The organism is Pseudonocardia sp. OZ21, from assembly GCF_059359135.1.
The window spans coordinates 267,089-289,259 of sequence record NZ_JCADBN010000008.1 but is presented as its reverse complement, the minus strand read 5'-3'; the positions used below and the strand labels follow the sequence as shown (position 1 = coordinate 289,259).

Below are 22,171 nucleotides of genomic sequence, written 5' to 3'. Positions count from 1 at the left end.
GCGCGCGGCACGGGGCGGTGTGACCCCGGAGGGTCCACGCTTCTGCGTGGGTGACCGTCCTGTTCGCGGGGAAGAAGCCGATCTTCAGGGCGGTCTCGCCACCGGTACGACTCAATCGCTCGGGGACTCAGAGCTGACACGATTTGCCGCGCCGCCCGCGGGCAGGGCGCGGTAGGAGATGTGGCGTGCGCGACCGGAGCGGTCGGCGAGTCCGGCAGGCCCGCCACGGGCGCTGAACGGCTGTTGACCTGCGGCGACGAACATCGGTTCGAACATATGTTCGAGTATGATGAAGGGGTGTCGGACAGCCCGCTCACCACCGCGCATCGCCTCCTGGTCGAGGCGATCGACGCGCTGTCCGCGGCCACCGACGCTGCCACCGACGACGAGCTGCTGTCCGTGCTCACCCTGTGCGAAGGCACCAGCAGGCGGTTGGACCGGGTCGTCGTTGCCACCGTGTCCACTCTGGAGCGGCGTGGGACGTTCGCCGAGCGCGGCTACAAGTCCAGTCCGGCCGCGCTGGGGGATCTGCTCGGGTGGGAGCGGTTCGAGGCCCGCACCCGGGTGGTCGCCGCCGAGCAGGTGTGCCCCCGGGTCGGGATCGACGGCACCGCGCTGCCCGCCCGGCTGCCTGCCACCGCGGAGGTGTTCGCCGCCGGGCACACCGGGCTGCGGCACGTCGCGGTGATCGCCCGCGTGCTCGCCACCCCGGCCGCGCAGCGGCTCACACCGCAGGTGTGGGCCGGCGCCGAAGCCCAACTCGCCGAGAAAGCGGCCCTCTACACCCCCTCGGAGCTGCAGACCTGGGGCACCGCGCTGGTCGAAGCCCTCGACGAGGACGGCCCCGAACCCGACGACCGCCCACCCGCCGCGGTCAACGAACTGCACCTGGCCCGCCACCGCGGCAAAGCGGGCGGCACCCTCAAGGCCCGGTTCGATGACGCCGCGATGTTCGACGCCATCGCCACCGTGATCGACGCCCACGCCCGGCCGGTCAGCGGCGACGAGCAGCGCAGCGCCGCTCAGCGCCAGGCCGAAGCCCTGGCTGATGTGTGCGGGTACGTGCTCGACCACGGCGACGTCCCCGAGTGCGGCGGGCGGCGCCCGCACCTGAGCGTGCTGGTCCGGCTCGAAGACCTGGAAAACCGGGCCCGCGCCGCGTGCCTGGACTTCGGTGGCACGCTCTCGCCGGAATCGCTGCGGATGCTGGCCTGCGACGCCGCCGTCGTCCCGGTCGTGCTCAACGGGACGGGCCAGCCCCTCGACGTCGGCCGGGCCACCCGGACCATTCCCGACGGGCTGCGCCGGGCGATCGCCGCCCGCGACCGTGGCTGCGCCGGCTGCGGCCGGCCACCGTCGTGGTGCGAGGTCCACCACATCAGGGCCTGGCAGGACGGCGGTGACACCGCCCTGCACAACTGCGTGATGCTCTGCCGGGCGTGTCACCGGCTCCAGCACCATTCCGAGTGGGAAGTCCGTATCCGCGACGGGCTCCCCGAGTTGATCCCCCCGGCCTGGATCGACCCCCAGCGAAGACCCCGCCGAAAACCACTCCTGCACCTCGCCGCGTAAGGGGTCGAACAGATGGGCGGCGAGCCCAGCTGTGCCATGAGGCCGGGATGCCGCTCAGTCCGGACAGCCGAGCACCCGCGAGATGCCCCGCGCCGCGGTCAGGACGACGGGGACGTAGGCCCTGGCATCGGCCGACTCCGCCGGCACCACGACCGACAGCGCGGCAACCACGTCGCCGTCCGGTCCTCGCACCGGCGCCGCGACCGAGAGCGCGACCAGCTCGATCTGGCCTTCGCTCACGGCCACCCCGGTGCGGCGCACCTCGGCCAGTGCCCTGCGCAGCTCGTCGGGGTGGCAGATCGTCCGCGACGTATAGCGCTTGAGGGGCGAGGCGAGCACCTGCTCCTGTAGTTCGGGTGTGGCGAAGGCGAGCAGGACGAGCCCGACGCCGGTGGCGTGCAGCGGCAGCCGGCCGCCGACGCGCGTGAACACGTGCACGGCGCCGCGTCTCGACAGCCGTTCCAGGTACACCACCTCGCTGCCGTCGAGCACCGCGAGCTGGACGTTCTGCTTGGTCACCGCGTGCAGGTCCTCGAGGAACGGCATCGCCGACTCGCGCAGGCCCAGCCCACGCGGGGCCAGCGCCCCGACCTCCCAGAGCCGCAGCCCGATGCGGTAGCGGCCGTCGGTGGCTCGTTCGAGCGCGCCCCACTCGGTGAGCTCGCCGACGATGCGGTGGGCGGTGGTCAGCGGGAGCTCGGCTCGCCTGCCGATCTCGGTGAGCATGAGCTCGGGCCGCTCCGCGCTGAATGCCGCGAGTACCCGCAGAACCCTCGCCGTGACTGACTCGGCCATCAGGACCAGTGTGCCTCGGCCTTCCATTGGCCGGAAGCCGCGTCAGGCCGAGCCCGGCCGGCCTATCGGGTGTCCGACGGGTCCATCGTCGTCCTGGGCCTGACCAGGACGACGGTGGCGGTCGTCGTCACCACAAGGACCGCCGCGCCGACGATGGCGCCCATGTGCAGCCCGGTGACGACGGCCCCGCCGGCGGCGAGACTGCCGAACAGGGCCACACCGAGCGCCCCACCGAACTGTCGTCCTGCGTTGAGGAGCCCGGCGGCGAGCCCGGCGCGGTCCGCGTCGACGGACTCGAGCAACGTCGCGGTCAATGCGGGCACGGCGAGGCCGCCACCGAGGCCGAAGGGGAGCAGGACGGCCGCCTGCACGACCAGCGGGGTGTCCTGCTGGAGTGCGAGCAGCCCGCACACCCCACCGAGCAGTACCACCTGACCGAGGGCCATGGGCAGCCGCGGCCCGAACCGGGTGCACAGGCGTCCGGCGAGCAGGTTCACCACGGTGATCAGGGCCGTCATCGGCAGGAACATCAGGCCGGTCTCGAGCGCGGACAACCCGTGGACCTGCTCGAAGTAGAGGGCGAGCAGGAAAACCGCGCCGTAGAACGCGAAGTTGAGGGCGAGCCCCGTGGCGGCCGGGACCGCCACTGCGGGCAGGCGGACCAGCCGCGGCGGGATCATCGGGTGCGTGGACCGGCGCTCGACGATCACGAAGACGGCGGCGGCCGCGCAGAACACCACCGGCGCGACCACGCTGCGCTCGATCACCGCATACGTGACGGCCGCGAACGCCAGCGTTGCGGACAGCTGCCCGGGAAGGTCGAACGGCGCTCGGCGGGGTAGCGAACGCGGGCTCCGGATGAGCGCGACCAACCCCACCAGCCCGATCGGCAGGTTGACGTAGAACACCGACCGCCATCCGAGCGTGGTGGTCAGGAGCCCGCCGACAAGTGGGCCTGCGGCCATCGCCGCACCGCCGGCGGCAGTCCACACCGCGACGGCCCGGGTCCTTGCCGCGGCCGTCGGGTATGCCTGACGGACCAGTGCCAGCGACGAAGGCAGCACCACGGCGCCGGCTGCGCCCTGCAGGAACCGGGCCGCCACCAGCACGTCGAGCTCGGGCGCCAGGCCGCACGCCGCGGAGGCTGCGGTGAACACGGCCAGCCCGATCGCGAACGCCCTGCGGGCGCCGATCCGGTCGGACAGCGACCCGGCCGACAGCAGCAGCGCGGCCAGCATCAGCGTGTAGCCGCTGACCACCCACTGTAGCGCGGTGATGCCGCCGTTCAGCTCGGTCCCGATCACGGGCATGGCCACTGTCACGACCTGCGTGTCGAGAGTCAGGACGAAGAACCCCACCGCGGCGGCGGCCAGAGTCAGGCGTGCCGAGCTGTGGTGCCCGGTGTCGCCGGAGGCGAGAACATCGATCATGGCGCCAGCCTGCGGACAGACGGTGGGCGTCAGCCAGTGATCAGGGTGACCAGGACATGGTCACCCTGATCAGAAATACACCAGCGGCCCGGTCCGTTCGCCCGACCGGGGGAGGTGGGGACATGACGGCACCGAACGCGCGGCTGCGGGAGCTGGGTGGCTTCCTGCGCGATCGCCGCAGCCGCCTCGAACCGGTCGAGGTGGGCATCGTCGGCTCGGGTCCGCGGCGCACGTCAGGCTTGCGCCGCGAGGAGGTCGCGGACGTCGCCGGCGTGAGCCTCGGCTACTACGTGCGCCTCGAACAGGGCCGTGGCGGTGCACCATCGGCCGCCGTGCTGGACGCGCTCGCGCGGGCACTGCGCCTCGACCAGGACGAGCAGGTCCACTTGCACGCCCTGGCCGATCTCAGCGGTAGCCGGCGTCCGACGGCCGTGTCCGCCGAGCTCCTGCAGCAGGCGCGGGACGTGCTCGGCCTCCTCTCTCCGCCGTCGGCGGCGTACGTCATCGACCGTGTCGGGGACGTACTCGCGTGGAACGCCACCGCGGCGGCGCTGTTCGTCGACAACTTCCCTGCCGGCCTCGACACTGCCGCGAACCGGCCCGACGGCGTTCGTCCCAACAACGTTCGCTACGCCTTTCTCAACCCGGCCGCCAGACGGCTGTTTCCGCACTGGGAGGAGATCGCCGACGACGCGGTCGCGCATCTGCGGGCGGCGATCGGGTACCGGCCCGACGACCCGGCGTTGCGGGCGCTTCTCGCCGATCTCAGCACCCGGTCACCGGACTTCGCGCAGCGCTGGGAGCGCCGGGACGTGCGCCCGTGTCACCGGGGCCGAAAGGTTTTCGAGCATCCGGCGGCCGGTCGGCTCGAGCTCGACTTCCGCGTGCTCGACATCCCGGCCACCTGCCACCATCGGGTGGTCGTCTACAGCGCCGCCGAGGGCAGCCTCGACCGTCATGCCCTCGGCCGACTGTCATCGCGGCATCCCGCCCCCTCGGTGTGAGCGACCGGCCATCGAGGCCGCGTGCCTCGGCCTTCCACTGGCCGGAAGCCGAGTCGAGCCGGTCCCGCCGGGTGCGCCAGGCTTTCCTGATGCGCACCCAGGTCGGGATCGTCGGGGCGGGGCCGGCAGGACTCCTGCTCTCCCACCTACTGGCCCGGGCCGGGGTCGACTCGGTGGTGCTGGAGACCCGCAGCCGGGACTACGTCGAGCGGCGGGTGCGCGCCGGCGTACTGGAACACCCGACGGTGGAACTGCTGCGCGAGGTCGGGCTGTCCGACCGGCTCGACCGCGAGGGCATGCGGCACGACGGCATCTCCCTGCGCTTCGACGGTGGTGACCACCGCATCGACTTCGCCGACCTCGTCGGCAAGGGGATCACCGTCTACGGGCAGCAGGAGGTGGTGAAGGACCTCATCGCCGCGCGCCTCGGCGACGGCGGGGACCTCCGCTTCGAGGTGAGCGACGTGACCCTCGACGGGCTCACCGACGCCCCCGTGATCGGCTTCACCGACGCCGGCGGGCGGCGCGAGGAGATGCACTGCGACGTGGTGGCCGGGTGCGACGGCTTCCACGGCATCACCCGCGACGCGTCCGACCCCCAGATCTTCGACCGGACGTACCCGTACGCCTGGCTCGGGATCCTCGCCAAGGCCGCCCCGACACACGACGAGCTCGTCTACGCCAACCACCCGCACGGCTTCGCGCTCTACTCGATGCGCAGCCCGGAGATCACCCGGCTCTACCTCCAGGTCCCGCCGGACACCGACGTGAACGACTGGTCGGACGCGCAGATCTGGGACGAGCTGGGCACCCGCCTCGCGGCCAGGGGCTTCACCCTGAACGAGGGACCGGTACTGGAGAAGGGCGTCACCGGGATGCGCAGCTTCGTGGCGGAGCCCATGCGCCACGGGCGGCTCTTCCTGGCGGGCGACGCCGCGCACATCGTGCCACCCACCGGTGCGAAGGGCATGAACCTCGCGATCGCCGACGTCCGCGTGCTCGCCGAGGCGCTCATCACGTTCCTGCAGGGCGGCGACGAGACCGGGATCGACGGCTACTCCGACACCTGCCTGCGGCGGGTGTGGCGCGCGGAGCACTTCTCCTGGTGGATGACCTCGATGTTGCACGTGCCCCCGGAGAGCGACCCGTTCGGCCGTCGCCTCCAGCTGTCGCAGCTGCGCTACACGGTGACGTCCCGTGCGGCCGCCACCACTCTCGCCGAGAACTACGTGGGGCTGCCCCACGGAGTGAGTCCCTGACCGAGCTTCCGAGGAGCTGTTCGTGACGATCCCGCACCCGGCCGGCTACCGCCCGGCTCCGGATGGCAACCATCCGCCCCTACTGTCGGAGGGCTACCGGAGCACCGTCCTGCGGGCGCCCTCGCAGGCGCCGGTCGTGCTGCGCCACCGGCTCACCGAGGTCACCGGCCCGCTGCTCACCGGCGACATCGGGCCGAACGACCACGACCTCACCGCGCAGCACGACGGCGAGGCGATCGGGCAGCGGATCGTCGTTTTCGGCCGGGTGCTCGACAGCGACGGTCGTGCGGTGCCGAACACCCTCGTCGAGGTGTGGCAGGCCAACGCCGCGGGTCGCTACGCCCACGCCCGCGACAACTGGCCCGCGCCGCTGGACCCGAACTTCACCGGTGGCGGCCGGGTCGTGACCGACGCGCAGGGGAACTACTCGTTCACCACCATCAAGCCGGGCGCCTACCCGTGGGGCAACCACCACAACGCGTGGCGCCCGGCGCACATCCACCTCTCGCTCTTCGGCCGGTCGTTCACGCAGCGGCTGGTCACCCAGATGTACTTCCCGGACGACCCGCTGTTCGGCCAGGACCCGATCTTCAACTCGGTGCCGGACCCCGCTGCCCGGCAGCGGATGGTCTCCACGTTCGACCTGGAAGCCACCCGCCCGGAATGGGCGCTGGCGTACCGCTTCGACGTCGTGCTCCGCGGCCGCGAGCAGACCCCGTTTGAGGAGCCCCATGAGTGAGCTGCTGACCCCGTCCCAGACGGTCGGACCGTTCCTGAGCCTCGGGCTCACCTGGCTCGAAGGGCACCTCGTCGTGCCGCCCGACTCGCCGGGAGCGATCCGGATCACCGGCGTGCTCACCGACGGCGCCGGCGAGCCCGTCGGGGACGGGCTGGTCGAGACCTGGCAGGCCGACGCCGAGGGTCGCTTCGACCACCCGGACGACCCGCGGGGAGCCACCGGCTCCGGGTTCCGCGGCTTCGGGCGCTGCGCCACCGGCCCCGAGGGCCGTTTCGAGATCCTCACGATCAAGCCAGGGCCGCTCGGTGACGGACAGGCCCCCCACATCGACGTCACCGTGCTCGCCCGAGGCCTGCTCGACCGGGTCGTCACCAGGATCTACTTCCCGGACGAGGCCACGGCGAACGCGGCCGACCCGCTGCTCGCCGCCCTCCCGCCGGAGCGTGCGGCCACGCTGGTGGCGCAGGAGGCCGGCCCGTCCGAGCTGCGGTTCGACATCCGCCTCCAGGGCGACGGGGAGACCGTCTTCCTGGCCGTCTGACCCCGACCCGCCCCCCGCTGCGGCACGTGTTGCCGATCACTGCAGTATGTGCCGGTCGGCCGGAATGAGTGATCGTCCACATCGTTGTCACAGGTGAGGCACAGCGCGGCCACCGGTCCCCTTGCGACAAAGGGACCACGAGGTTCGCGACGCAGTGGGGGGACGTGGTCGGGGTGGCGGGCGCAGCGCTCCATGTGGGCGTCCCGCTGGACGAGCTGCCGGGCAGGTGGCGGCCGTCCGCGATCCGGGAGCGGTACCCGCTGCTGGTGCAGGTGCTGCGGTACGCCGTCGTCGGCGGTCTGGGCACGGTCGTGAACGCGGCGATCTTCCTGCTGCTGCGCACGTGGTGGGACACGGTGCCGGCCAACCTGACCGCGCTCGTCCTGAGCACGGTGGTGAGCACCGAGGCGAACCGCCGCTTCACCTTCGGCGGCAGCGAGGTGCACCGGTTGCGCTCGCACGTGCAGAGCGGCGGCACCGTGCTGTTCTACGCCTTCTACAGCTCCGCCGTGCTCATGCTGCTCGGCGAGGTGATCGACTCCCCGACGGCATGGGAGCAGACGCTGGCGGTGGCCGTGGCGAGCGTCCTCGGTGGCCTGGGCCGGTTCCTCGTCCTGCGGTACTGGGTGTTCGGTCCGGACACCCATCACGACGTACGGGACGGCTCGCCGAGCGCACTGCCCTGGTTCCGCGGGCACCTGCTGCACCGGCACGGATGACGAGGTAGCTCGCTCTCATCCGTCACGGCGACCCGGGTTTTGCGAGTAACTCCACAGGGGGTCTCCCTTCTCACAGTCGTGTCGACCGGGGAAGACCGGCGAGAGAGCTGGGTGTACTAACTGTATTCAGCGCGCCGCGCTGAGGGGGGCCGACCGACAGGAGCGGAGCAACAGATGCGTATCGAAGGTGCAACAGCGCTGGTCACCGGAGCGCGACGCGGCATCGGCCTCGCGTTCGCGCAGGCCCTGCTGGACCACGGGGCGGCCACCGTCTACGCCGGCGTCCGTGACCCCTCCACCACCACCGTCGCCGACGAGCGGCTGATCCCGCTCGCCCTCGACGTCACCGACCCCGAGCAGGTCGCAGCAGCGGCCGAGCGGGTCGGCGACGCAACCATCGTGATCAACAACTCCGGGGTCCAGAGCGGCGTCGGGCTGTTCGACGGTGACCTGGAGGGTGCGCGGCGAGAGATGGAGGTGAACTACCTCGGCACGTGGTCGGTCTCCCGCGCCTTCGCGCCCATCCTCGCCCGCAACGGAGGCGGTGCGCTGGTGAACATGCTGTCGGTCGCGTCGTGGCGCGCGCGTGTCCCGGCGGTGGGCTACGCGGCGTCGAAGTCGGCGGAGTGGGCACTCACGAACGCCCTGCGCACCGGGCTGCGGGACCAGGGAACCCTCGTGGTGGGGGTGCACGTCGGGTACGTCGACACCGAGTTCGTGACCGCCATCGACGCGCCCAAGGTCACGGCGGAGTCCGTTGCCGCGCAGACGATCGACGCGATCCTCCACGACCGGCCCGAGGTTCTCGCCGACGAACCCGCGCGGACCGTCAAGGCGTCGCTGTCGTACCGGGTGCAGGGCGACCCGACGGCCGACATCCCCGACTGAGGAGCACGTGTTGGACGAGACGCACTGCGGGACTCGGCCTAGATTCCAGGCATGACGGCCACCCAGTCGAGCAGCGAGGCGTTCGAGCGCGAGCCGGTGTCGCTCACCGAGCGGATCACGGGCGACGGCTCGTCCCGATGGCCGGTGGAGCCGGGTCGCTACCGGCTCGTCGTCGCCAGGGCGTGCCCGTGGGCGAACCGCAGCGTGATCGTCCGCCGGTTGCTGGGGCTGGAGCCCGTGCTGTCCATGGGCATCGCCGGGCCGCTGCACGACGAGCGCAGCTGGCGGTTCCACCTCGATCCCGACAACCGTGACCCGGTGCTCGGCATCGAGTACCTCGGCGAGGCCTACCGCAAGGCCGACCCCGGCTACGACGGCGGCGTCACGGTGCCCGCCGTGGTGGAGATCGCCAGTGGGAAGGTGGTCACCAACGGCTTCCAGCAGCTCACCCTCGACCTCTCCACCCAGTGGACCGCGTACCACCGCGACGGCGCCCCCGACCTCTACCCGGAGGAGCACCGCGCCGAGATCGACGAGATCAACCAGGCCGTGTACGAGGACGTCAACAACGGCGTCTACAAGTGCGGCTTCGCGAAGGGACAAGCGTCCTACGAGCGCGCCTACCGGGCCCTGTTCGCCCGGCTCGACGCGCTGTCCGAGCGGCTCGCGACGAGGCGCTTCCTCGTGGGCGACACCATCACCGAGGTCGACGTGCGGCTGTGGGTCACGCTGGTGCGCTTCGACGCCGTCTATCACGGCCACTTCAAGTGCAACCGCCAGAAGCTGGCCGAGATGCCTGTGCTGTGGGCCTACTCGCGTGACCTCTTCCAGACACCGGGGTTCGGCGACACGATCGACTTCGAGCAGATCAAACAGCACTACTACGGCGTGCACACCGACATCAACCCGTCGGGGATCGTGCCACTCGGACCCGACCTGCGCGGCTGGCTCACCCCGCACGGGCGGGAGGCGCTCGGCGGCCGCCCGTTCGGGAACGGCACGCCGCCCGGCCCGCCGCCGGAGGCCGAGCGGGTGCCACCGATCAGCTGAGCAGCTCGTACGCGGTTCCCGCTGCCTCGTAGGTCGAGGCGGCGCGCCGGTCGAGGCTCACCAGCACGGCCCCGGCCTGACCGGCGGCCAGCGCGACCACGAGGTCGTACACGGCCGGCCGTTCCGAGGTGTCCCCACCCCGGCAGTCCCGCCGACCGCCGCGGGCCGATGATGGTGGCGATGCCGACCTCTGTGCCGTCCCCGTCCTCACCATCGTTGCGCCCCGGCCTGCGCCGGGCACGCTCCCTGGCCGGTGCGCTGGCGGGTGCCCTCACCGTGCTGCTCGTGGTCCCCGCCGTGGCCATGGCAGGGACCACATCGCCTGCGCCCCCGGCTCCGGCACCGCCGGTCTCCGGCGAGAACCTGGGCCCGGACCGGCTGCCCCGCTGCACCGCCGTGGTCGCCGGCATGTCGCCGCGGGTCAAGCTCGCGCAGCGGCTCATGGTGGGCGTCGACGCCGCCGACCCGGCCACCACCGCCGAGACGGTGCGGGCCACGCAGGTGGGCGGGGTATTCGTGGGCGGCAACGCCACCGAGCTGCTCACCGACCAGGCTCTGCGCGAGGTGCAGGCGATGTCCCGCATCCCGCTCGCGGTCGCCGCCGACGACGAGGGCGGCCGCGTGCAGCGCATCGACGATCTCGACGGCGAGCTGCCCAGCGCCCGCGTGATGGCCGCCCAGCTGACTCCGCAGCAGGTACGCGAACGGGGCCTGGAACGTGGGCGCGAGCAGCTCGCCCGCGGCATCACGATGAACCTCGCCCCGGTGGTCGACCTCGGCGGCCGCCCGGCGAACACGGTGATCGGGGACCGGTCCTTCGGGGTGGACCCGGACGCGGTGACGAGCTACGCGGCCGCCTTCGCCGAGGGGCAGCGGGACGCCGGCGTGTTCACCGTCCTCAAGCACTTCCCCGGCCACGGCCGCGGTGACGGCGACTCGCACAAGGGCCGGGTCACCACGCCGCCGCTCGCCGAGCTCCGCGCCGACGACCTGCGGCCCTACGCCGACCTGCTGGGCCCGGGTGGCCCGCTCGCCGACGGGCGCACCGGCGTGCTCGTCGGGCATCTCGACGTCCCGGGGCTCACCGACGACCTGCCCAGCTCGCTCACCCCGGCCGTCTACCAGCTACTCCGCACCGACTACGGCTTCGACGGTCTCGTGCTCACCGACGACCTGGGTGCCATGAAGGCCATCACCGGCGCGTTCGAGCTGCCCGAGGCGGTGGAGCACGCCCTGTCCGCCGGCGCGGACATGGCGCTCTGGTCGAGCGGCGGCCGCGTCACCCCGGTGCTCGACCGGCTGGTGCAGGCCCTGGACGCGGGCCGCCTCGACCCCGCCACGAACGACGCCGCCGTGACCCGCGTCCTGAAGGCCAAACAGGCCTGCTCCTGACCCCGGCGGGCTACCGCGTCGGGCCCGCCTTCTTCATCCCGCGCTGCACCGCATCGGCGAGGTAGGGGCGCAGGCGGTCGGGCGCCACGATGGTGTGCACCGAGCCGACCCGTTGCGCCCGCTCCACGCTGTGTGCCGCGTCGAACTCGTCGGCCACCTGTCCGAGCTTCTCGGAGCGCACGCCGGGGCGCAGCTCCGCGAGCTCGGCGGTGAGCCGGGCCGCCTCGGAGTCGGCCCCGGCCTGCTGGGCCTCGGAGATGCGCGACTCGACGTCGGCGATCCGCGGGTCGGCGGCGGTGCGCTTGTTGACCTCTCCCGCGAACACGACGGCCGCGGCGGGTGCGCCGCCGAGCACCGACGCGTAGGAGCCCTCGACGGCAGCGATCTCCATGTTGTCGTTGAGCGTTCCGGAGAACACGACGAACGCGCCGCCGTGGTAGCGGGAGACCACGCAGAACACGATCGGGCCGTCGAAGTTGACCACCGCCCGGCCGATCTCCGCGCCGTACTCCAGCTGCAGCTGGCGCAGTGACTCCGGTGAGCCGTCGAAGCCCGAGAGGTTCGCCAGGATCACCAGCGGCCGGTTGCCGCTGGCTGCGTTGATCGCCCTGGCCGTCTTCTTCGACGACTTCGGGAAGAGCGTGCCCGCCGTGAACGCGGTCGGCCCGTCCACCGGCGGCCGGCCGCGGCGGGGGAGTGGGCGCGACTCGATGCCGAGCAGCGCGATCGGCTGGCCGCCCAGATGCGCGTCGAGCACCACCACGCCCTCGGCGTCGATCATGTCGACCCAGCGCTCCAGCGTGGGGTGGTCGGCGTCGGACACCGCCTGCAGCAGCGACCGGATGTCGAACGGCTTCTTGCGCCCCGGGTTGGCCGTGAAGATCTCGCCGACGGTGGCGAAGTCACAGCCGGGGCCGGAGTGCGGCGAGCTGCTGATGTCCCGGTCCACCGGGTCGCTGGTGGGCGCGGGCCGCGGGAACCGCTCGCCGGGAGCCCGGTAGGTGTGGGCGTAGTGCGCGAGCAGCACGTCCACCGCGCCGGACAGGTCCGGCGCCCAGTACTGGGCCTGCCCGTTCGGGCCCATGATCCGGTCGTAGCCGCCGATCCCGAAGTTGTCCTCTGCGCTGACGCCACCGGAGTAGTCGAGCGACTGCTTGCCGGTGAGCACCATCGCGCTGTCGGGCGTCATCACGAGGATGCCCTTGGTGTGCATGAGCATCGTGGCCTCGGCGTTCCAGTACGGCTGGGCGCCGACGTTGATGCCGGTGACCACGACGTTGATCTCGCCGCCGTCCTGCGTGAACTCGATGATCCCGCGCAACACCCGGGAGATCCAGTCCATGTTCTCGGTGCCGGAGTCCATCGCGATCTTGGCCCCGGCCGACACCGCGAACCACTCGATGGGCGCGTCGAACCGGCGGGCCAGCTCGATCGCGGCCACCACGCGGGCGCACTCCGGCCCGGCGAGGGCGCCGAGGGCCTTGGTCGGGTCGCCGATCAGGACCACGCGGGTCATGCCCTCGGGGTAGCGCTGCGACGGCGTGGTGACGGTGCCGAGCACGATGTTGGCGGTGTTGCCGCCCGGCGGCCGCTCCACCACGACCGGGGAGCCGTCCGGGTCGAGGTCGTACTCGGTGAAGACACCCGGTGCGGCGTCGGCCGAGCGGGTGTCTCCGCGCCGGTCGGGGTCGCGCAGCAGCATCGGGACCAGCTCGTACGGGTAGACGGCGCCACGGCGCCGGGCCCGGATCACCTTCTGCGCATAGGCGTCCAGCTCGCGCAGGGGGCCGGTCGGGGGCTCGGTGACCTGGACGGTGAGCCCGGCGCCCGGCGGCCGGGACATCCGCAGCAGCAGCTCGTGCGGCTCGCGGTGCCCGTTGCCGCCGTTCTCGGCGATGTCCGGTCCGTCGCCGCCGTGGCGGAACTGCACGAGCACCTGCTCCAGTCCGAGCCCTTCCGAGCGCGGTGCCAGCACCCGCACGACCGCGTCCAGCTCGTCGACGGGGACCTCCACCACCGGCCAGACGTAGAGCAGGACGCGGTTCCAGCCGAGCTTCGCGTCGCCGCTGTCGGCGGCCCTGGCGGCGCGGAGGGCGTCCATGCAGGCGTCGAGGGTGTGTTCCAGCTGCGGCAGCGCCCTGATGCGGCCCTGGTCGTCACGCAGCACCGTCAGCTCACGGACGTCGGACAGCGCGATCAGCCTGCGGTCGTCGGGAACCTCCTTGCCGACCGCACGGAAGAGGTGCACGTCCACCGGGGACGGCAGCCGGGTCAGCTCGAACGCGGACAGCCGCCACAGCCCGAGCCGCTCGGCCACCATCGGGTGCAGCCCGCGCAGCGTGCGGTCCTCCACCGGACGCCGGTCGGCGTCGGGCCGGAACGTGAACCACGCCGACCGCTCGTCGCCGCCGGGCCTGCGCACCGCCACGGCCACGCGCGCGAGGCCGCCCGGCAGCCTGCCGAGCATGGCGCGGATCTTCTCCGCCGAACGCTCCGGGTCGGCATCGGGCGCGTCCCCGGCGATGACGTACAGGTCGAGCAGCGCGGTGCGGCCCTCCGGCAGCTGCGCGATGATCCGGCGCAGGTCGCCCTGCACCGCCATCGGGTCGCCGGCAGGCGGTGCGTCCGGCGCGGTGTGCACGGTGGTGGCCAGCACGACCTGCTCGAGGTGGTCGTCCTGGTCGGGGCCGTTGCCGCGGCTGCCGGCCCCCACCCCGTCCTTGAGCGAGTACGTGGCCGTGAGCAGCGGGCGCCCGCCCCGGTCCTCGACGCTGACGTCGGTCAGCGTCCGCACGCGGTAGTAGCGGCGTGTCATCACCTCGAGCATCGCCGCGTGGTGCCGCTCGCCGAAGACCTCGAGGATCGGTTCGGCGGCGGCCACGATCGTGTCGATCTGCGATGCGCGGACCGCGGGGTCGTCGGACAGGCGGTCCAGCTCGGCGCGCACCTGGTTCTGGCCCGCCACGCGTTCGGCGTCGATCAGCGGGGCGTCGAAGACGGTGTAGCGCACGCGGCGGGCCAGGCCGCCGACCACGGGATGGCGCAGCTGGGTGGCCCGGACGAGACGGTCGATCGTGAGCTGGTACTCCTCACGGGCGGACGCCGGCAGCGAGGCGGGGTTGCGCAGCCGCCACTGCAGCAGCGCCAGCACCACCGGGACGTGCGCGGTGGCCCGGCGGTGGGCCAGGAACATCCGGTACAGCGCGCTGTTCAGCAGGTTCGTGGAGACCGGGTCCGTCGGAGCCAGGTCCGACACTCCGTAGTGCGCCAGCGCCCGGCGCAGCTTCTCCTGGAAGGACTCCGGCAGCCCCTCGGCCTCCGCGTCCCGCGAGCGCAGGTAGGCGTGCAGGAACTCCTGCGGGTTGCGGGCCTCCTCGCCCGCCGGGTCGATCTGCTGCGTCTCGTCCTCGGGGCCTCGGCGGTTGCGCGACAGCGCGCACAGGTCGGCGAAGATCCGCAGCACGGCCGTCTCGGCGGCCAGCACACCGGCGTCGTCGGGGGGGAGCTGTTCGCGGGCCGACGCGAGCGCCGCCAGCAGCGGGCGCGCGTCGCGCTCGTCGATGTCGTAGCCGAGCACGAGGAAGCGCAGCGACGTCAGCGCGTCCGCTGCCACCACGGCGGGGCGCGATCCCGCGGCGGGCGGCCCCGCCAGCGCGGTCAGGTCCGCCCGCTCCCCGCCGCCGGCTGCCGCGTCGGCGTCGGGCTCCAGGCGCACGAGCTTCGTGCCGCCCTCCACCTGGGTGTTGGGGGCGATGAGGATCTCGACGACCCGGCCGGCCACGGGCGCGCGCAGCGCCGTCTCCAGCTTCATGCTCTCGACGACGGCCACCACGTCGCCTGCCTCGACGACGTCACCCGCCGAGATCGGGATCGACACCACCATCGCCGGGGCAGGCGCCCGGACCAGGCCGGCCTCGCCGCCGGAGATGCGGTGGACCGCCCCGTCGACCTCGACGAGGTAGTCGGAGCCCTGCGGCACCGAGAGCACCGCGAAGGTCTTGCCACCGACCGTGAGCTTCCGCTCGAAGCGCCCGGTGCGTTCCGCGTCGACGTCGACGACGTGACCGTCCAGCTCGACCCGGTAGCGGTTGCCGCGCGCCTGGGCCACCCGCAACCGGTAGGACTCGCCCGCCGCACGGACGTCGACCTGGTGCCACGTCTCGTGCCCCACCTCGGGGCGCCCGCGCTCCGCGGAGGCGAACAGCCGCTCCCGCTGCCGCATCACGTGCGCGTCCTGCGCCTCGACGGCGGTGGCGAGCAGCGCCACGTCGAGCCGCAGCGGCGGGGTGTAGCCGTTCGCCATCATCCCGTCGAGCCACGTGGTGTCGGTGTTGCCGGAGAGGATCTCCGGGCGGCTCAGCAGGTCGAGCAGGAAGGCCTTGTTGGTGGTGCCGCCGTCGATCACCGCGGCGGTCTGGCGCAGCGCGCGTGACAACCGGGCCCTCGCCTCGCCCCGGTCGCGGCCCCACGCGATCACCTTGGCGATCATCGAGTCGAACTGGGGCGGGATCAGGTCACCCGTGGCGACACCGGTGTCCACGCGGATTCCCGGACCGCTCGGCAGTGCCAGGTGCTCGATGCGCCCGGGAGCGGGCGCGAAGCCCTGTTCGGGATCCTCGGCCGTCAACCGGGCCTCGATCGCGTGCCCGCGGGCGGGCGGGGCCTCCGCGGCGATCTCGGCCAGCGTGCCGCCCATCGCCACATGGAGCTGCAGCTTGACGATGTCGACGCCGGTGGTGGCCTCGGTGACCGGGTGCTCCACCTGCAGCCGGGTGTTGACCTCCAGGAACGACAGCAGCCGCTCCGTGGGCTCGTACAGGAACTCGACGGTGCCGGCGTTGACGTAGCCGGCCGCCCGGGCCAGCTCGGCTGCGGAGCTGCGCAGGAGCTCCTCCTGCTCCGCGTCGAGCGCGGTGGACGCGGACTCCTCGATCACCTTCTGGTTGCGCCGCTGCACCGAGCAGTCACGCACCCCGAGCGTCCAGACGTCGCCGTCGGCGTCGGCGATCACCTGCACCTCGACGTGCCGCCCGCCGCTGATCGCCCGCTCGAGGAACACCGTGGCGTCACCCGCCGTCTTCGACGCCTCCGAGCTCGCCCGTTCGAAGGCCTCCTCGAGGTCCTCCGGACGGTCGACCCGCCGGATGCCGCGCCCGCCACCCCCCGCGGTGGCCTTGACCATCAGCGGGAACCCGATCTGCTCGGCGTGCTCGTGAGCGGCTGCGACGTCGGGGACGGCGCCGCCGCTCCACGCGGCGAGCGGCACGCCGACCTCCTCGGCGAGGCGCTTCGCCGCGATCTTGTCGCCGAGCCGCTCCATCACCTCGGGGGAGGGGCCGATGAACACGATGCCGAGGTCGCGGCACAGCCGCGCGAAGTCGGCCTTCTCCGACACGAAGCCCCAGCCCGGCCACACCGCCTCGGCCCGCGCCTCCCGCAGCGCGCGCTCGAGCTCGGCGTGGTCGAGGTAGGGGCTCGCGGCGAAGGCCTGCTCGGGGTCGTCCGGACCGATCAGCACGGCCTCGTCGGCCTCGCGGACGAACATCGCGTGCTGATCGACCGCGGTGTAGAGCGCGATCGTGCGCAACGGCTCGCGGACCTCGCCGTCGGCCCCCGGCGAGATCTCCGCGTTCCACTCGCGCACCGCGTGGATCAGCCGCATCGCCGGCTCACCTCGGTTGACGATGACGACCCGGTGGAACGACTGCTCCGTCACGATCTGCTCACTCTCGTTGCTGGTGCCACGGCCCCACCCGCGGCGATTCCCGGCGGGGACCGTATCGCCTGCATCTCACGGCACGGGCCCACCCAACTCGACCTCTCGCCGTCGCACAACCGACGAGCGGGTAACCGCCGTGGCGAGGGGCGAGAGCACAATGATCCCGTGCTGACGGTGACGCGGGGCAACCTGACCTTCGACGTGCACGAGCACGGCCCTGCCGACGGCGTCCCGGTGCTGCTCCTGCACGGCTTTCCCCAGCGCGGTACGGCGTGGGACGGCGTGGCGGCGCGCCTCGCCACCGCCGGCTACCGGACGCTGGCGCCGGATCAGCGCGGTTACTCACCGTGCGCCCGTCCGCGCGCACGCAACGCCTACCGGCTCTCCGAGATCGTCGGCGACGCGCTCGCGATCGTGGACGTGCTGGTCGGCCCGAGCGGCCGGGTGCACGTGGTCGGGCATGACTGGGGAGCCGCGGTCGGGTGGTCACTTGCGGCCCACCACCCCGACCGCGTCCGGTCGCTCACCGCCGTGTCGGTCCCGCCGCCCCCGGTGTACGTCCACTCGCTCCTGACCACCCGCCAGGTGCTGGCGTCCTGGTACATCTACGCGCTGCAGCTGCCGGTGCTGCCGGAGCGGCTGCTCGGGGCGAGGGGCCGCCCGTTCTCCCCGGCGCTCGTCGCCGCCCTGCAGAGGTCGGGGCAGTCGCGGGCCGCCGCGGAGCGGGACGCGGCAGGCCTCGCCGACCCGGCGGCGCTGACCGCGGCGATCAACTGGTACCGGGCGCTGCCGACCGGCCCGGCCGGGTCCCAGGAGCCACCCGTTGCGGTGCCCACCCAGTTCGTGTGGAGCGACGGTGACACCGCCATCACCCGGCAGGCCACGGAGCTGACGCACCAGCACGTCACCGGCACGTTCCACTACGTCGAGCTGCGCGGCGTGAGCCACTGGATCCTCGATGAGGCGCCCGACCAGCTGGCCGGTCTGGTGCTCGACCACCTCGGGGAGCACCCGGGCTGATTGCAGCAAAGCCACTTTGCTGCAACCACGTTGCCTGAACGTGGCTTTGCTGCAAGTCGGGTGAATCGGGTGAGACGTGCGGCGCTAGGCTTTTCCGCCATGGCCCGCGACTGGTCCCGCTGATGGAGGTGCTCGCCTCCCGGGTGCTCCTGCACCCCGTCGACATGCAGCGCAGCATCGAGTTCTACCGGGACGTGCTCGGGCTGGCGATCGCGCGCGAGTTCCCCGGCGGCACGGTGTTCTTCGTGGGCGGCGGTTTCCTGGAGCTCTCCGGGATCGCGACGGAGCCGGTGGGCGAGTCGATCGCGTTCTGGCTCCAGGTGCGCGACCTGGCCGCTGCCCACCGTGAGCTCGCGGGGCACGTCGTCCGCGAGCCGCGGCAGGAGCCGTGGGGCCTGCACGAGATGTGGATCGCCGACCCGGACGGCACCCGGATCGTGCTGGTGCAGATCCCCGAGGACCACCCGATCCGCCGCGACTCCCGCTCGTAGGGGCTCAGGACGGGCGGGGTGCCGCCTGGTCCGCGCGGCCCTCCACGTTGCGCTTGATCTGCGCGAGCGTCTCCTGAAGGCCCTCGTCGATGCCGTGGCCCTCGACCCGCTCGGTGTGCAGCCGGACGGTCACCTGCGCTCCGCCGTCGGCCCCGGTGACCTCGAGTTCGCCGCTGTAGTCGTTCGGGCCCTCGGAGCCCCACCGCAGCGTCCGCGCGTCGGGGTCGGTGGTGAACCACGCCTCGCCCTCGCGCCGGCTGCCGTCGACCTCGGCGACGGTGTGCACGGCGTCGTGTCCTGCCGGCTCGGCGCTGCGCATGGCGGCGAAGTAGTCCGGGAGGTGGTGGACGTCGGCGAGGTAGTCGAACAGCGCGTCCGGGTCGGTCGTGACGGTGGTGCTGTGCTCGTAGTTGCCCATGTGCGCCCCGTACCCGGCGCGCCGCTGTCCAACCCGACGTCACTCCGCCCACCCTGGGTAGTTCCGGCCGACTCTGCGGTTATGGTGCGTTCATCATGAGGACTCAGCAGGCAAGGCCCGGTCTCGTGCTCACCGTGTCCTCGCTCGCCGCCTTCATGGCGTTCCTGGACGTGACGATCGTGAACATCGCGTTCCCGGCGATCAGCGCCGAGTTCGCCACCACGTCGCTGGCCACCCTCTCCTGGGTCTTCAGCGCGTACAACGTCACCTTCGCGGCGCTGCTCGTCCCGGCCGGCCGGCTGGCCGACCTGCTCGGCCGTCGCCGGGTGTTCCTCGCGGGCCTGGCCCTCTTCGGGCTCGCCTCGGCCGCCTGCGCTCTCGCGCCCAACGCGGGTGTCCTCGTGGGTGCCCGTGCCGTGCAGGCGGTGGCCGCCGCCCTGCTCGCACCGTCCTCCCTCGCCCTGCTGCTGCCCGCGTTCCCCCCGGAGCGCCGCGGCGCCGTCGTGGGCACCTGGGGCGCGATGGGCGGGATCGCCGCCGCGGCGGGACCCGCGCTCGGCGGGGTGCTCGTCGACGGTCTCGGCTGGCGCGCGGTGTTCTTCATCAACCTGCCGCTCGTGATCGTGACGTTCGTCGTGGGCCTGCTCGTGCTCGCCGAGTCGCGTGACGAGCGCGCCGCTCTGCCCGACCCGCTCAGCGTGCTGCTGCTCGGCGGCGGCGTCGCGCTGCTGTCGTTGGGCATCGTCAGCGGCGAGGACGGCGGATGGCTCGCCCCCGGTGCCGCCGTCCCCCTGCTCGCCGGCATCGCGCTGGTCGGGGCGTTCGTGCTGCGGAGCACGCGCGTGCCCAACCCGCTCGTGGAACTCGGCCTGTTCCGCCTGCGGTCGTTCGCCGGTGCGACGGTCGGATATCTCCTGTTCTCCGCCGCCTTCTACGCCCTGCTGCTCTCGAACGTGCTGTTCCTGACGGGGATCTGGCGCTACGACGTGCTGGCGGCCGGGCTCGCGGTCACGCCGGGGCCGCTGATGGCGGCGGTGGCCTCGACCGTGGGCGGGCGGATCAGCGACCGGTTCGGCGCCCGTGCCTCGATCGCGCCAGGGGCGCTCCTGTTCGCCTGCGGATGTCTCCTGTTCGCCACCCGCATCGGCGCGGATCCCGCGTACGTCACGTCGTTCCTGCCGGCGACGCTGCTCACCGGTACGGGGACCGGTCTCGTCTTCTCCGGGCTCGGGTCGGCCGCCGTCGCGAAGCTGCCCCCGGGCCGCTACGCCACCGGCAGCGCCGTGGGCACCTGCGCGCGGCAGATCGGTGCGGTCTTCGGGATCTCGCTGCTGCTGTCCGGACTGGCCGCCGCCGGCACGCATCCGGCGGTGTTCCGCACGGGCTGGTTCGTGATGGCGGCCGGGGCGCTGGCGACGGTGGTGTGCGGCCTCGTGGTGGGTGCGGTCCGTGCCGAGCGCGACCGGACCGCAGCCGTCACGCCTGTGCCCCCGCCGGTACCAGGTCCGGCGTAGCCGATCCGGGCGCCAGGGTCCGCGGCGTGACCGCGGCGAGCGCGGCGCCCACCACCGCGGCGGCGGCCGCGGCGAGGAACACCACCGTGTACGCGGTGCTCGACGGCAGCAACTGCCCGTCCACCGACGTGACCAGCCCGGTCGTCACGGCCGCGACCACCGCGCTGCACGACGACGTCCCGAGCATCCGCATCAGGGTGTTGAGGCTGTTGGCCGCCGCGGTCTCGGTCGAGGGCACCGCGTCCATGATGAGGAGCGGCAGGGCCGAGTAGGCCAGCGCGGCCCCGATCGCCGTCACGGTGGACGCCGCCATGATCAGCGGGATCGACCCGGGCAGCGTCGCCATCGCGACGTTGCCGACGGCGAGCACGCAGGTGCCGAGCACGAGCGTGGTGCGGGCCCCGCGGCGACGCGACACGCTCGCGGAGATCGGCGAGAAGATCGTCATCGCCGCGCCGATCGGGAGCAGCACCACCCCGGCGGCCACCAGCGACAGCCCGAACCCGTACCCGCTCGCCTGCGGCGCCTGCAGGACCTGGGTGGTCACGAGGAACCCCGCGAACATGGCGAACCCGATGAGGACCGACGCGACGTTCGTCCAGAGGACGGTGGGACGCGCCGAGACCCGCAGGTCCACCAGCGGGGAACGCACCCGCAGTTCGAGCCGGCTCCAGAGCGCGAACAGCACCACGGCGACAGCCAGCAGGCCGAGCACGCGGGTGCTGCCCCAGCCCCACTCGGCGCCCTTCGAGATCGCGAGCAGCACGCAGACCAGCGCGAGCGCGAGCCCGACGGCGCCGGGCAGGTCGAAGCGACCGCCGGAGCGCTGCGGGGACTCCCGCACCACCGCGCGGACCAGGAAGAACTGGGCCGCCCCCACCACCGCGGCACCCGCGAAGAGCCAGCGCCAGCTCGCGTGCTGTGCGACGAGACCGGTGATCGGGAGGCTGACGGCGCCGCCGATGCCGAGCGACGAGCTCATCAGCGCGATGCCGCTCCCGACCCGGCCGGGCGGCAGCAGGTCGCGCATGATGCTGATGCCCAGCGCGACCACGCCCAGCGCCGCACCCTGCAGGGCGCGGGCGGCGATCAGCACGCCCACGCCGGGCGCGACGGCGCCGAGCGCCGATCCCACGGTGACCATCGCGAGTGCCACGAGCAGCATGCGGCGCTTGCCGTACATGTCGCCGAGCCTGCCCAGCACGGGCGCGCACACCGCCCCCGCGACGAGCGTGGCCGTGACGAGCCACGCCACGGTCGCCGGCGAGGCCGAGAGCAGGCGCGGAAACTGCGGCAGGAGCGGAACGACCAGGGTCTGCATCAGGGAGACGGCCAGCCCGCAGGAGGCGAGCACGCCGATGACGAGCGCCGGACGCGCTGACGGTACGACCACTTTCCCACCTGAACACGCGATCGTTGCCATAAGCAAGCTTTTTGTCGTGTTCCGATAGGTTCGTCACGTCTCGTGGCGGGTGCCCGAACCGACAGTGAGCAGACGGGCGAACCCGGGGCCGCGACCCGGGACCGGTCTAGCCACCGTTGCGGCCGCAGGGCATCCTGGAACGGTTAAGAAGACCAATGTCCTCGGAGCAGCGGCGTGGTCGTTCCGTTGATGCAGGG

General features: G+C 72.7%; 17 protein-coding genes. 12 read left to right on the top strand and 5 right to left on the bottom strand.

Going from position 1 to position 22,171, the window contains the following annotated elements; genetic code table 11:
- Positions 1–297: 297 nt before the first annotated feature.
- A complete protein-coding gene (locus AC5L35_RS20400; RefSeq protein WP_495061249.1) occupies positions 298–1,572 on the top strand; it encodes an HNH endonuclease signature motif containing protein in 1,275 nt (424 codons plus the stop codon).
- 54 nt (positions 1,573–1,626) lie between these two features.
- Here the strand turns inward: AC5L35_RS20400 and AC5L35_RS20395 are convergent, their stop codons facing one another.
- Together AC5L35_RS20395 and AC5L35_RS20390 are read right to left on the bottom strand one after the other, a co-directional pair.
- Positions 1,627–2,367 carry an IclR family transcriptional regulator gene (locus AC5L35_RS20395; RefSeq protein WP_495061248.1) on the bottom strand — a complete coding sequence of 247 codons (741 nt, stop codon included), beginning with the start codon at positions 2,365–2,367 and terminating at the stop codon, positions 1,627–1,629.
- 62 nt (positions 2,368–2,429) lie between these two features.
- Entirely contained in the window at positions 2,430–3,797 is a 1,368-nt protein-coding gene (locus tag AC5L35_RS20390) for an MFS transporter (protein ID WP_495061247.1), read from the bottom strand.
- Positions 3,798–3,853: 56 nt separating this feature from the next.
- Between AC5L35_RS20390 and AC5L35_RS20385 the strand changes: the two genes are divergently transcribed.
- The 8 genes from AC5L35_RS20385 (at position 3,854) to AC5L35_RS20350 (ending at position 11,389) form a co-directional block, all read left to right on the top strand.
- The gene (locus AC5L35_RS20385; protein WP_495061246.1) at positions 3,854–4,801 is read left to right on the top strand and encodes a helix-turn-helix domain-containing protein; all 948 of its coding nucleotides are present in this window, start codon (positions 3,854–3,856) and stop codon (positions 4,799–4,801) included.
- A gap of 89 nt (positions 4,802–4,890) precedes the next feature.
- Positions 4,891–6,060 carry a 4-hydroxybenzoate 3-monooxygenase gene (locus tag AC5L35_RS20380; protein WP_495061245.1) on the top strand — a complete coding sequence of 390 codons (1,170 nt, stop codon included), beginning with the start codon at positions 4,891–4,893 and terminating at the stop codon, positions 6,058–6,060.
- A gap of 22 nt (positions 6,061–6,082) precedes the next feature.
- Entirely contained in the window at positions 6,083–6,799 is a 717-nt protein-coding gene (pcaH, locus tag AC5L35_RS20375; RefSeq protein WP_495061244.1) for a protocatechuate 3,4-dioxygenase subunit beta, read from the top strand.
- Entirely contained in the window at positions 6,792–7,340 is a 549-nt protein-coding gene (pcaG, locus tag AC5L35_RS20370; protein ID WP_495061243.1) for a protocatechuate 3,4-dioxygenase subunit alpha, read from the top strand. The genes pcaH and pcaG overlap by 8 nt, the downstream gene beginning before the upstream one ends.
- Before the next feature lie 173 nt (positions 7,341–7,513).
- A complete protein-coding gene (locus AC5L35_RS20365) occupies positions 7,514–8,059 on the top strand; it encodes a GtrA family protein (protein ID WP_495061242.1) in 546 nt (181 codons plus the stop codon).
- Between the two features lie 174 nt (positions 8,060–8,233).
- On the top strand, positions 8,234–8,947 hold the full coding sequence (locus tag AC5L35_RS20360; protein ID WP_495061241.1) for an SDR family oxidoreductase: 714 nt from the start codon (positions 8,234–8,236) through the stop codon (positions 8,945–8,947).
- Positions 8,948–8,998: 51 nt separating this feature from the next.
- Positions 8,999–9,997, top strand: coding sequence for a glutathione S-transferase family protein (locus AC5L35_RS20355; RefSeq protein ID WP_495061240.1), 999 nt, complete (start codon positions 8,999–9,001; stop codon positions 9,995–9,997).
- 180 nt (positions 9,998–10,177) lie between these two features.
- Positions 10,178–11,389, top strand: coding sequence for a glycoside hydrolase family 3 N-terminal domain-containing protein (locus tag AC5L35_RS20350; RefSeq protein WP_495061239.1), 1,212 nt, complete (start codon positions 10,178–10,180; stop codon positions 11,387–11,389).
- A 10-nt stretch (positions 11,390–11,399) separates the two neighbouring features.
- Here AC5L35_RS20350 and AC5L35_RS20345 read toward each other — a convergent pair whose 3' ends face one another.
- Complete coding sequence (locus AC5L35_RS20345; RefSeq protein WP_495061238.1) at positions 11,400–17,105, bottom strand: ATP-binding protein; 5,706 nt, start codon at positions 17,103–17,105, stop codon at positions 11,400–11,402.
- 168 nt (positions 17,106–17,273) lie between these two features.
- Between AC5L35_RS20345 and AC5L35_RS20340 the strand changes: the two genes are divergently transcribed.
- The gene (locus AC5L35_RS20340) at positions 17,274–18,128 is read left to right on the top strand and encodes an alpha/beta fold hydrolase (protein WP_495061237.1); all 855 of its coding nucleotides are present in this window, start codon (positions 17,274–17,276) and stop codon (positions 18,126–18,128) included.
- A gap of 122 nt (positions 18,129–18,250) precedes the next feature.
- On the top strand, positions 18,251–18,619 hold the full coding sequence (locus AC5L35_RS20335) for a VOC family protein (protein WP_495061236.1): 369 nt from the start codon (positions 18,251–18,253) through the stop codon (positions 18,617–18,619).
- Between the two features lie 4 nt (positions 18,620–18,623).
- Here AC5L35_RS20335 and AC5L35_RS20330 read toward each other — a convergent pair whose 3' ends face one another.
- Entirely contained in the window at positions 18,624–19,037 is a 414-nt protein-coding gene (locus AC5L35_RS20330) for an SRPBCC family protein (protein WP_495061235.1), read from the bottom strand.
- Between the two features lie 95 nt (positions 19,038–19,132).
- Here AC5L35_RS20330 and AC5L35_RS20325 point away from each other — a divergent pair, with 95 nt between their 5' ends.
- A complete protein-coding gene (locus tag AC5L35_RS20325; protein ID WP_495061234.1) occupies positions 19,133–20,551 on the top strand; it encodes a DHA2 family efflux MFS transporter permease subunit in 1,419 nt (472 codons plus the stop codon).
- On the opposite strand, the gene AC5L35_RS20320 is transcribed toward AC5L35_RS20325, so the two are convergent.
- Positions 20,514–21,944, bottom strand: coding sequence for an MFS transporter (locus AC5L35_RS20320; RefSeq protein WP_495061233.1), 1,431 nt, complete (start codon positions 21,942–21,944; stop codon positions 20,514–20,516). The two genes, AC5L35_RS20325 and AC5L35_RS20320, sit on opposite strands and share 38 nt — an antisense overlap.
- Between the last annotated feature and the right edge of the window lie 227 nt (positions 21,945–22,171).